Annotated in this window: 3 protein-coding genes; all 3 read left to right on the forward strand. The window is 41.1% G+C overall.

Translation table 11 applies throughout. From position 1 onward, the window contains the following. Positions 1-97 precede the first annotated feature (97 nt). The 3 genes from LK453_RS10855 to LK453_RS10865 all read left to right on the forward strand — a co-directional run bounded on the left by LK453_RS10855 (position 98) and on the right by LK453_RS10865 (position 13,500). Positions 98-9,379, forward strand: a complete 9,282-nt coding sequence (locus tag LK453_RS10855; RefSeq protein ID WP_379652669.1) for a Calx-beta domain-containing protein — start codon at positions 98-100, stop codon at positions 9,377-9,379. Positions 9,380-9,698: 319 nt separating this feature from the next. Further along, positions 9,699-12,440, forward strand: coding sequence for an Ig-like domain-containing protein (locus LK453_RS10860; protein ID WP_201542227.1), 2,742 nt, complete (start codon positions 9,699-9,701; stop codon positions 12,438-12,440). A 418-nt stretch (positions 12,441-12,858) separates the two neighbouring features. Continuing rightward, positions 12,859-13,500: a response regulator transcription factor gene (locus LK453_RS10865; RefSeq protein ID WP_201530123.1), complete on the forward strand. Its 642-nt coding sequence runs from the start codon at positions 12,859-12,861 to the stop codon at positions 13,498-13,500. The last annotated feature ends 44 nt before the right edge of the window (positions 13,501-13,544 follow it).

A 13,544-nucleotide genomic window follows, 5' to 3' on the forward strand; every position in this document is an offset into this window, starting at 1 on the left:
CGTTGATAACTATGATGCTGTCAATGAAGGTGACCCAGCAATTTTCCCGATTGAGCTACGTGATGAAACAGGTAATTTAATCGTAGCTGCCACTGAAGTGACCGTTACAGTTGAGTACACAGGTACGGCAATCAATGGTGATGACTATACTACAGTAAGTACCACAGTCACTATTCCAGCAGGCGCAAGTTCAGTCAATCTTAATATTGAAACGCTTACTGATTTATTAGACGAAGGCTTAGAGAATGTGGTCATTACGGTTACTGGAGCGACAGGCGGTGGCTTTGAAGCCCTTGGTGTCGATGCTGATAAGTGTGTTGCCGACGTTGACATTACTGATATTCCCCACTCGCGCGTAGAAGTTAATGATGTCATTGTGGATGAAGATGCAGGTTATGCAGAATTTACAGTAACTTTAACAGGAGGCATACCAACGGCTGACGTGTCAGTTGATTACGCGACAGGTGATGTTACTGCCTTAAATGGTCCAGACTACACAGGTATAACTGGTACGCTTACCTTTGCAGCGGGAACCACTGTATTTACGCAAACTGTCCAGGTGCCGATCATAGATGATGTTTATGCTGAACCTTACGAAACTTATGATATGACCTTAAGTAACTCAGTTAATGCAACTATTTCACATAGTGGCATAGGTACGATTACCGATGAAGAACAACTGCCAGATTTAGTCGAAGTATCTATCGTCGATAACTATGACGCTGTGAATGAAGGTGACACGGCAACCTTCCCAATAGAACTACGTGATGAAGCAGGTAATTTAGTCATAGCAGCCACTAACGTGACTGTCACAGTTGAGTACACCGGTACGGCAATCAATGGTGATGACTACACCTCAGTAAGTACCACAGTCACTATTCTAGCAGGCGAAAGTTCAGTCAATCTTGATATAGAAACGCTTACTGATCTGTTAGACGAAGACTTAGAAAATGTGGTTATTACGGTTACTGACGCGACAGGCGGCGGCTTTGAAGCCCTTGGTGACGATGCCGATAAGTGTGTCGCGGACGTTGATATTATCGATAGCTCATACACTACTATTGAGATTGACGACGTAACGGTCGACGAAGATGCTGGTAATGCAGTATTTACGGTAACTTTAACAGGCGACGCCCCAACAGCTGATGTGACCGTGGATTATGCGACAGGTGATGTTACTGCTCTGGATGCTTCAGACTATACTGGCGTAACCGGTACTTTAGTATTCCCATTGGGTACACTCACGCAGACCATTACTGTGCCTATTTTGGATGATAATATTGCTGAGGTTGCTGAAACTTATAGTGTGACGCTAAGTAATGCTGTTAATGCCACAATCCTAAACAGTGGTGTGGGCACAATTACTGATGAGTGTCACACAGATTTAGACTCAGTCTATGTGTCAATTGTTGATAATGTTGATTCGGTTTATGAAGGTGAGGTTGCTACCTTTACAGTAGAGTTGAGAGATGCTGACGGTAACCTTAATGCCGCTATAACTGATGTCACTGTCGATATACATTATAGTGGTGTGGCCATCGATGGAACGGACTATATAGGGGTGACAAGTGTCACTATACCTGCTAACAGCTCGAGTGTGGATTTTGATATCACGACATTGGATGATTATATCGCTGAAGGCTCAGAGATTGTAAACATAGAATTAAACAGTGTAACTGGTGGTGGTTTTGAAGCAATAGCGGTTGATCCTACTAAAGCCACAGCTGATATGAATATAGTCGACGATTGCTGTGAGGCAGAGTCAGTAGTTGTTTCAATTCTTGACTTCGTAACTAATGTTGTTGAAGGCGGCAATGGTGTTTTTCCAATCGAGCTGCATGATCAAGATGGAAATCCTGTAAGTGCAATTACCGATACTACAGTAGATATTCATTATAGTGGTGTAGGCATTGATGGTACGGACTTTACAGGTATATCAACTATTGTTATCCCAGCAGGTAGTCAATCTAATTACCTTGTGTTAGAAACGATTGATGATAATTTTGCTGAAGGTTCAGAGCTAGTAAATATTGAACTCTTCAATGTATCAGGTGGTGGTTTCGAAGCTATAGCCGTTGATCCAGACCATAACACTGCTGACATGAATATTGTAGATGATTGCGATTCAGTTTTTGTGTCTATTCTAGACTTTACTACTGATGTTATAGAAGCTTCTAGTGGCTTATTTCCAATTGTTCTAAAGGACGCGGATGGCAATGCTATCAACGCAGTCACTGATATCACAGTTAATATTGAATATAGCGGTGTTGCTATTGATGGTACTGATTTTACAGGTATTGCCAGTGTTGTAATTCCTGCAGGCGCTCAGAGTACTAATCTGATTTTACAAACTTTGGATGATAATATTGCTGAGGGCTCAGAGATTGTTAATATTGAGCTCACAAGTGTGTCCGGTGGTGGTTTTGAGGCCATTGCACTAGATCCCGTAATGTATGTCGCTGATATGAATATTGTCGATGATTGTAATTACCCAGTGACAGTTTCTATTTTTGATAACGTGGATTCAATTTATGAAGGCGAGTTAGCCTCATTTCCTATTTACCTGACAAACGTTGATGGCGATCCACAAGTCGCACTTACCGATGTTACGGTAACGATAGAGTATACAGGCTCGGCAACCAATGGCGATGATTATACCGGTAGCTTTACAGTTGTTATTCCTGCGGGCGCAAGCTCAGTTGACTTAGACATTGCCTCTTTAGAAGATCTGTTAGCAGAAGGTGATGAAATCGTTGATATCACCATTAGTAACCCCGTGGGTGGCGGCTTTGAAGTTATTGGTGTTAATCCTATGGCCGATACCGCTAATGTAACCATTAAAGATAGCACTATTCAGATTACTGTCGAACCGAGTGCAGCCTTTGAAGGTGATGATTTAGTTCATATGGTTACGCTAAGTAACCCTAGCATGACTGATGAAACCTATAGCTTTAGCTTAACAGAAGGCACAGCTACTGAAAACGTGGATTACTCTACGGCTGTTAGCTTTAGTGATGGCGTGACCTTCAATGCAGTAACTGGTGAGATTACAGTACCTGCAGGTGTCACAAGTTTTACTGTCACTTATCCAACCATTGATGACAGCTATGCAGATGATGGTGAAACCACCACATTAACCATAGGGGGTAGCAGTGCTACAGGGACTATCAATGACGAGCCTATACCTGACCCAGTTGAAGTATCGATTGTAGATAATGTTGATTCAATCTACGAAGGTACTGTTGATCCAGATAATATCGGCAGTTTCCCAATTGAGTTGCGCGATCAAAACGGTGATTTAATAACTGCTGCGACAGACGTTACGGTTGATGTGACTTACTCAGGCACAGCTGACAATGGCGATGACTTTACTGGCGTTATTCAAGTGACTATACCAGCCGGTCAAAGCTCAGTTAATTTAGACCTAACGGTGATAGATGATCTGTTAGCAGAGGATGATGAAATCGTTGATATCACTATCAGCAATCCTGTAGGCGGTGGCTTTGAAGCTATTGGTATTGATCCTGACGCCAATACCGCAGATATGACCATCATTAGTAATGATTATATTCAGATTACTGTCGAACCGACTGCAGCCTTTGAAGGTGATGATTTAGTTCATATGGTTACGTTAAGTAACCCTAGCATGACGGATGAAACCTACAGCTTTAGCTTAACAGAAGGTACAGCCACTGAAAACGTGGATTATTCTACGGCTGTTAGCTTTAGTGATGGCGTGACCTTCGATGCAGTAACTGGTGAGATTACAGTACCTGCAGGTGTCACAAGCTTTACTGTCACTTATCCAACCATTGATGACAGCTATGCAGATGATGGTGAAACCACTACATTAAGCATAGGAGGTAGCAGTGCCACAGGCACCATCAATGACGAGCCTATACCTGACCCAGTTGAAGTGTCGATTGTAGACGATTATTTAGGCGGTGATACAGGTGATATCAATGAAGGTGAGATGGCAATCTTCCCAATTGAGCTTCGCGATGCGAATGGTGATTTAATTGTTGCTGCCACTGATGTGACCGTTACTGTTGAGTACACAGGCATGGCAGCCAATGGTGTTGACTACACAACAGTCAGTACCACAGTTGTTATTTTAGCAGGTACAAGCTCAGTTGACCTTAATATTGAGACCTTAACTGACGCCTTAAATGAAGACCTAGAAGACGTGGTCATAACTATCACTGAGGTGACTGGTGGTGGCTTTGAAGCCATTGCTATTGATACTGATAATGATGTGGCTGATGTCACAATTATTGACGCCCCTTACTATTCTGTCGAAATTGATGACGTGACCGTTGATGAAGATGCTGGTTTTGCAGAGTTTACCGTAACTTTAGCCGGTGATGTACCGCCAACAGCTGATGTGACAGTGGACTATGCCACAGGGGATGTAACGGCCGTAGATGGTTCAGATTATACTGGAGTAACAGGTACGATAACCTTTACAGCGGGTACCACTGTATTTACTCAAACTATCCAAGTGCCTATTATCGATGATGCTTATGCAGAACTCCCTGAAACCTATGATGTGATCTTGAGTAACGCTGTTAACGCCACTATTTTAAATAATGGCGTGGGCACTATCATTGATGAACCTACACCTGACACAGTGTCAGTATCGATTGTTGACAATGTAGGGGTAATCGATGAGTCTGCCACTAGCCCCGATAACGTCGGCAGTTTCGAAATTGAGATACGCGATCAAAACGGTGATTTAATAACTGCTGCTACAGACGTCACAGTTGATGTGACTTACTCAGGCACAGCTGACAATGGCGATGACTTTACTGGCGTTATTCAAGTGACTATACCAGCCGGTCAAAGCTCAGTTAATTTAGACCTAACGGTGATAGATGATCTGTTAGCAGAGGATGATGAAATCGTTGATATCACTATCAGCAATCCTGTAGGCGGTGGCTTCGAAGCTATTGGTATTGATCCTGACGCCAATACCGCCGATATGACCATCATTAGTAATGATTATATTCAGATTATTGTCGAACCGACTGCAGCCTTTGAAGGTGATGATTTAGTTCATATGGTTACGCTAAGTAACCCTAGCATGACTGATGAAACCTATAGCTTTAGCTTAACAGAAGGCACAGCTACTGAAAATGTGGATTACTCTACGGCTGTTAGCTTTAGTGATGGCGTGACCTTCGATGCAGTAACTGGTGAGATTACAGTACCTGCAGGTGTCACAAGCTTTACTGTCACTTATCCAACCATTGATGACAGCTATGCAGATGATGGTGAAACCACCACATTAACCATAGGGGGTAGCAGTGCTACAGGGACTATCAATGATGAATATCCACCTGACCTAGTTGAAGTATCGATTGTAGATAATATTGATTCAATCTACGAAGGTGCTGTTGATCCTGATAATATCGGCAGTTTCCCAATTGAGTTGCGCGATCAAAACGGTGATTTAATAACTGCTGCGACAGACGTTACGGTTGATGTGACTTACTCAGGCACAGCTGACAATGGCGATGACTTTACTGGCGTTATTCAAGTGACTATACCAGCCGGTCAAAGCTCAGTTAATTTAGACCTAACGGTGATAGATGATCTGTTAGCAGAGGATGATGAAATCGTTGATATCACTATCAGCAATCCTGTAGGCGGTGGCTTTGAAGCTATTGGTATTGATCCTGACGCCAATACCGCCGATATGACCATCATTAGTGATGATTATATTCAGATTACTGTCGAACCGAGTGCAGCCTTTGAAGGTGATGATTTAGTTCATATGGTTACGCTAAGTAACCCTAGCATGACGGATGAAACCTACAGCTTTAGCTTAACAGAAGGCACAGCTACTGAAAATGTGGATTACTCTACGGCTGTTAGCTTTAGCGATGGCGTGACCTTCGATGCAGTAACTGGTGAGATTACAGTACCTGCAGGTGTCACAAGCTTTACTGTCACTTATCCAACCATTGATGACAGCTATGCAGATGATGGTGAAACCACCACATTAAGCATAGGTGGCAGCAGTGCTACAGGGACTATCAATGATGAATATCCACCTGACCTAGTTGAAGTATCGATTGTAGATAATATTGATTCAATCTACGAAGGTGCTGTTGATCCTGATAATATCGGCAGTTTCCCAATTGAGTTGCGCGATCAAAACGGTGATTTAATAACTGCTGCTACAGACGTCACAGTTGATGTGACTTACTCAGGCACAGCTGACAATGGCGATGACTTTACTGGCGTTATCCAAGTGACTATACCAGCCGGTCAAAGCTCAGTTAACTTAGACCTAACGGTAATAGATGATCTGCTAGCAGAGGATGATGAAATCGTTGATATCACTATCAGCAATCCTGTAGGCGGCGGCTTTGAAAGCATTGGTGTTGATTCTGACGCTAACACCGCTGATATGACCATCATTAATGATGATTATATAACCGATATTAGTATTGATAGTCAGTCAGTTAATGAGGAGGACGGAACAATGACCTTCACAGTAACGCTAAGTGGCCCAGCTGCAGTAGCTGATGTTACTGTTGATTATGCAACTGCCGATGTTACAGCAGTAGATGGTACAGACTATACAAACACAATGGGTACGCTAACCTTTACTCCAGGAACATTGACCCAAACCATTACTGTTCCTATTATAGATGACGCAGTATGGGAGGCTACAGAAACATTTGACATAACACTCAGTAATCCAAGTACAAATGCTAATATTTTAAATAGTGGCATAGGTACTATTGTTGATAATGACTTATTAGCAGTAGACGATAGTGCTGCCGCTATTGAAGCTGGAGGTATCAATAATGGATCAGGTTCTCAAGATGCGACAGGTAACGTGCTAACCAATGATAATCCAGACCAAACTGATGCTATAGTGACTGATATTAGAGTTGGTGGAGTTGAGGGTAGTGGCACTGCTGGCACATTAGGAACGGCATTGGTAGGTACTTATGGAACGCTAACGGTCAATGCTGATGGAACCTATGTGTATGAAGTAAATGATGACGATGCCACCGTTCAAGCCTTAAATGATGGCGATTCACTAACTGAAAGCTTCAACTACACTATGACAGATGGTACAGGCTCAGATATTGCGGTATTAGAGATTGTAATTAAAGGTAGCAATGACTGCGCCATTCCGACCGTTACTTCAGTGACAGTGTCAGAAGAGGGTCTAACAGAGTTCGATCCAATCCCCGATACCACAGGCAATAACGATACCACGGACAGTGCAGTAGCTACTGGTTCAATCAGTTTTACAGATGTTGATAATTTTGATGCTAATGACTTCTCTATTGATTTAGCGGGCCCAACTGATATTACTGTAAAAGGTGAGACGGTCAGTTGGACCTGGGATGACTTAACCAGTCAGTTAACCGGCCAAGTAGTCATTGAAGGAGAATCGTTAGAGGTTATGACAGTTGATGTAGGAAGTATTACTACTGACGGCTCAGGTGGGTTTATGGCCGACTACAGTACGACATTGTTACATGCTATTGACCACTCTAGTAATGACGATGAGGACCAGCTCGACGTTCAGTTTGAAGCGAGTGTCAGTGATGGTACGCAATCAGCGAGTACTAACTTTGCGGTTACTGTCGAGGATGATAGACCCGCACAATCAGAAAGTGACGTTGATATTGCTGCTGCAACATCAGACTCAAATATCACTATTATTCTAGACACTTCAGGCAGTATGAGTGTAGAGGTTGCTAGTGGTGGCGGTGAAACCCGTCTCGATTTAGCAAAAGCGGCTATTGTGAAGTTACTAGACGGTTATGATGTGGCCGGCGATGTTAAAGTTCAGCTAATCACCTTTGCTAAAGAGGCACAGGCCCAGCCACAATGGATGACTATCGACGAACTAAAAGACCTCCTACCTGACATAAACGCTAGAGGTGGTACAAACTATGATGCTGCTTTAGACGTAGCTATGACTAGTTACGATAATGCAGGAGGTATATTTGGTGCTAATAACTACTCTTATTTCCTAACCGATGGCGAGCCAACGTTTGGTCAAGGAACCGTAAGCGACTTTGGGTCAGGTTTAAATGGTACAGGCGGACAGAACAATGGTAATCCAGATAATGGTATTCAAGCTCAAGAAGAAACATTATGGACTACTTTTTTGAATGCTAATGACATTAAGTCTTATGCCTTTGCTTTCGGTCCTAGTGCTAATAATAATAATTTAGATGCCGAACTTGACCCCATTGCTTATGATGGTCAGATTGGTGAACAAGGGGCAGCTGATCTTGCCAGAAGCATTACTGATCTAAATCAACTTGACGATATCCTTATTGATACCTTACCTGATGTCATAGACTATGGTCTGGTTAATGGCAACTTGTTTGGTGCTGATGAAGGTCACGTCCTAACCTTTACCTTAGATGGTATTACCTACGATTATGATGGTAGTGATGGCTCTATGGTAGCATCTAGTCCATCATCGGACATATATAGCTATGACCAATCAACAACAACGGTCATGATTAATACCCAGGCACAAGGTATTATGACGCTAGATTTCGAGACAGGTAAATACACCTATGAAACTCAATCATTAGTGGTTGATTATCAAGAAGATATTACCTTTACCCTTATAGACGATGACGGCGATAGTGTTCAATCAACGCAAACTATCTTCGTTTACAGTTTATCTGCTAAAGATGATAGCGTCATTACCAATGACACTACGGGCATATTAGAGTTAGATCAAGCGGTATTGGTAGGTAACGACAATACCTCACCTAACTCTGAAGTAACAACAACCTTTGATGTTAATGGAGGTCAAACCTCAGGTGTTGATCCAGTCATCTATACCACGACTGACTTCTCTGGTGTGAATTCATTCGATTACACAATTTCTGAAAATGACGTTTCTAGCTCAGCGTTAGTAAGCATCGAGTACCAACAAGGTGATACTGGCACGGTTCAAGGTACTAATGCTTCAGAAACCTTAGTAGGCCGTGAAGGATTAGATGACACCTTACTAGGTATGGATGGTAATGATATTCTACAAGGCAAATCTGGAGATGACGTACTGACGGGTGGACTAGGTGAAGATACCTTTATCTGGACGAATAATGATATAGATGGAGTATCAACGCCTGATTTAGATATAATCACTGATTTTGAAGCAGGTGATAAGCTAAATCTAAGCGATTTACTACAAGGTGAAACCATAGGTAATGCTGCCAATCTTGCAGATTATTTAAATTGGGACGCCGTAACCGAAGTACTAAGTGTGAGTGCAGATGGTAACTTTAGTGGTGGATACAATGCCGCTCAAAGTGATCTAAATATTCAAATTGATAACTACGCAGGTGATTTTAATAACTTAGTAGATAATCATATTATTTAGTCACTAAAAAAGGTTAGCGGTTACTCGCTAACAGTTATCTAGAAAGAAAAGGTCCTGTCCTGCAATATAGCAACAAAAACGGGCAGTAAAAAGCCAGACAGTAAAAAAGCCAGAGTATTAATACTCTGGCTTTTTTTGGTTTTAATATTTCAATTCACTCTCATTCTTATCATCAGTGCAAGACTTCAGACTTAAATTGGGATGACCGAAACAAAATTCTAATTAGCATGTTTGTACTATAAACACTCGTATCTCCTAAGCCTATAGTAATTAAGCGCCACTTAACTTAATAAACAAATAATTACACATAGGGTCTATTATGAATAATATAAGTCAAAAAGTAATATTGGATGCATTCAATATTAATAATAAAAACATCATTAACAATAAAAGTATAAATAATAATGCAGATATAGCCGCTATTTCTGTACAGCCACAAACCCTAGAGATAGACCCTAATTACGTGCTAACTGTCTTGGTTGACAGTATCACTGAAGATAATGTGGTCAATATCTCTGAAGCCAGCCAAGAAATCTTATTAACTGGAACAGTAGAGGGAAATTATGAGCAACTTACTTTAATAAAGGTGACATTAAACAATCAAGAATATACCGCCAATCTGGATTCAAATAATGCTTATTCAGTATCTGTATTGGGTAGTGATTTAGCAGCTGACGACTCCGTTTCAATAGCGGCATTTGCAATTGATTTACAGGAGGACCCATATATCGGTGAAATAGAGCACAGTTACGATGTACAACTTAAGCCGCCAGCTGCTCCCAATGTTGTCATTACCGAAGATATTAACGATGATGGGGTTATCGAAAACTCAGAGCTCCAAGACACTGTAGATTATGTGGTAACAGTAGATTCAACTACTGTTGTAGGCAGTACCTTGTTAATTACCACCACTTATACTGAAAACGGTGTGGTTCTTGATAATGTCATAGAAATAGTGGTTACCGATGAGATACTTTTGAATGGTTATACGGGCTCATTTACGGAGGTTACTAACCCAGTTGATGGTTCAGAAGTCATAGTGGACGCTATTATCATTGATCAGTATGAAAACGCCTCACCCACCAGTACCGATTCTGCTGTATTAGATTTACCAGCAACTAACCCTTGTGACGAACCCGGTATTGATGCTGCACCGATGTATTTATGGCATTTAGGCGCCAACTTAACAGACAGTGAAGGCCCTTCAGACCCGCGTGGCAAAACAGGTGGTAAATATGGCGATGATATTAATTATGCAACCAGTGATTATAACGATACTATCTACATCGGTTATACCGGTTTTGATAGTCAAGACAATTTAATTAAATCTCCCTGGGATGGCGACTTTGAAAGAGATCATGAAGACGGTAATGCATTATGGAGTTTGGAAACCTATGGCGGTCATGATTTGGTGCATATTCGTGAGGATCAAAATGCTTATACGTCTGCTAAATTAGGTAGCGGTAATGATACTTATTATGTTCAAGGTAAAATGGATGCGGTATTGGGTCAGGCTCAAACCAACCTTGAAGCTCGAAGCTATATCTATACTGAAGAATGTAATGACACTGTGGTAATCGGTGGTAATGGCGAAGGTAAGGTCACAGGGTGGGGAATAGACGGTGGTCGTATCTTTATGGGACGTGGTAATGATGAGGTGACCGTCTATGGTGAAATGGATGATGGCGGTGTCATTGATTTAGGCGCAGGCCGTGTTGAGTTTGCCTTAGATGAACAAGCTGCTTCATCAGTAGATAGTGCTGACCATACCAACTATCTGACGATAACCCATAATCTTGGAAATGCTGGTGCAAATGATTTTGGTCATGTCTTTGGTGGTGATGGGAATGACAATGTTAACATTGGCACCTTTGTTGAAGGCACTAGTGAAATTAATTTAGGCGAGGGTACTAATAACATCGATATTGGGGATGATTTAGATGGTCAGTCTAAGATTATTACCGGTAGTGGAGTCGATACCCTAGTCATTGGCGATGATACAGAAGACTCTTCATCAATTGATTTAGGAGATGGCGATAACTCAATCACTATTGCCAGTTATGTTGAAGACCACTCTACTATCCAAGTGGGTAATGGTGATGATGTTATCGATGTGGCTAAATCTATGGTCAATCACAGTGAAATTCATCTTGGTGAAGGTGACAATTCGCTAAGCTTCGGCAAAAATATTTTAGGAGCAACGCATATCACAGCGGGTGCTGGCGTGGATGAGCTTGTGGTAGGTCATAAAATTGATGGCCGTGCCGATATTGACTTAGGAGCCGGTGATAATACTATTACCACCGGTGATGATATTGATGGTCATAGCCGATTAACTACTTATGAAGGCAATGATACGTTAACGGTCGGTGAAGATGTTGAAGATTATGCGGTTGTTGATTTAGGTGATGGTGACAATGTTATTAACGTGGCAAGGCATATAGAAGACCATTCAACGATTATTACCGGTAACGGGGAAGATACTTTAGTTGTTGAAGGGTCAACTTTAAATCATGCTTCAGTGGGCCTTGGAGATGGCAACGATGTCATGAGCGTCTTAGATAGCGTCAAAGGAGATTCAAGTATAGATTTAGGTATGGGCGACGATATCATTACGGTTTGTGGTTCAGATTTATCAGGTCTTATCGCTGGAGGCTCAGGTACAGACACCCTAATATTAGATTACAGTTTAGACAGCCGTTTGGTAGACGGCAATAGACATATTACCAATGCAACCACAGAGAATTTGACGGGTATCGAGAATGTTGAACTGAATGGCCAAAATGTTTTAGATGTCCGGTTTGAGGATCTATTACAAGATACTGACCGTGAGTCGGCATTATTTATCAATGGTAATGACTTAAGTAAGGTTGACTTAGGGTCAACTAATTGGAGCAGTGATGATGCTTCTAAGGCGAAAATGGATGATGTCACTGGGGGCGATTGGTCCCTAGCTAGCAGCGAAGTTGTCGCTGGCGTAAGTTATGACGTGTATCAGCATTCAAATGCTGTGAGCGCGCTAAATGATGTCTATATTGAACAAGGTGTTATGGTGATTTGATTAACCATTATTTGACTAGCTAATGATTGTTTAGCCAATCACTGATTTTTCAAACTTTAGAAAGCCACATTCTGATAGGAATGTGGCTTTTTTATGGGTCGTTTACGCTATTAATGTATAGGGTCATTATTAATAGATAGAGGTGAATAAAGAAGATATAGGCACAGTAAAAATTAGCTCTACTATCAGTTTAAAAAGTGAATATTGTTAAGTTGATGTTAATTAAAGAGAAATAAATATGAGACTAATAAAAGTTGTTTTAATTTTCGAGTTTAGTCGAAAACTATGTCAACCATGTTATGAATTATGTTAATGTAAACTATACAAAATGATGTTTATTTGTAAGTAAATATTTAATAAAAAATAAAAATTTAGGTTGTCACTCTTTTAATAATAAGCTAATAGTGAAAAAACTATAATGAATAATTCTACGGATAAGAAAAACATCCTTCTCATAGATGATCATGAGCTATTTAGGGTAGGACTTCGACTCATACTCGAGCCAAGAACTGATGCCAATATTTTAGAAATAGAAAAAATTAGCGATTTAAGTTTAGTCAGTACAAACATAGACGTGGTACTGCTCGATATTTGTTTACCAGGTATTAATGGTCTTGAGGGTATGTCAATCATTCAAAAGCATTGGCCCAATGCTCGGATTATGTTGCTCTCTGCCTCAAACTATCATGAAAATATCAATACCGCTTTAGCATCTGGTGCCAGCTGTTTTTTAAACAAAGATTCAGCGCCTGATGTCATCATTAAAACAGTTCAAGCTCTACTAAAAAAGAGAAGCCTGAAAAAAACTTTTAATAATGGAAGTGGTGAAGAATGTTCCGCTATCAATGAACCTAAACCTATGCTAAGTAACCGACTATTGGAAGTATTGGCCTTGCTTGCTGAAGGCATTAGTAATAAGGAAATAGCAGACCATTTATGTATCAGTGAGCACACAGTACGCAATCACATTGCGACTCTTATGTCCCATTTCTCGGTTCATAATCGCACTCAAATTATTATAGAGGCACAACGGGCCGGATATCTTTCTAAATTTGATTGATTCGATAACTGATTGGTTTCTATTCTTACTTCCCTATTAAAGGT

Origin of the sequence: Psychrobacter sanguinis, from assembly GCF_020736705.1 — a bacterium.
Lineage (GTDB): Bacteria > Pseudomonadota > Gammaproteobacteria > Pseudomonadales > Moraxellaceae > Psychrobacter > Psychrobacter sanguinis.

Coding starts and splice junctions, on each gene's coding strand:
- LK453_RS10865 (WP_201530123.1), top strand. CDS start 12,859: ATGAATAATTCTACGGATAAGAAAAACATCCTTCTCATAGATGATCAT.
- LK453_RS10860 (WP_201542227.1), top strand. CDS start 9,699: ATGAATAATATAAGTCAAAAAGTAATATTGGATGCATTCAATATTAAT.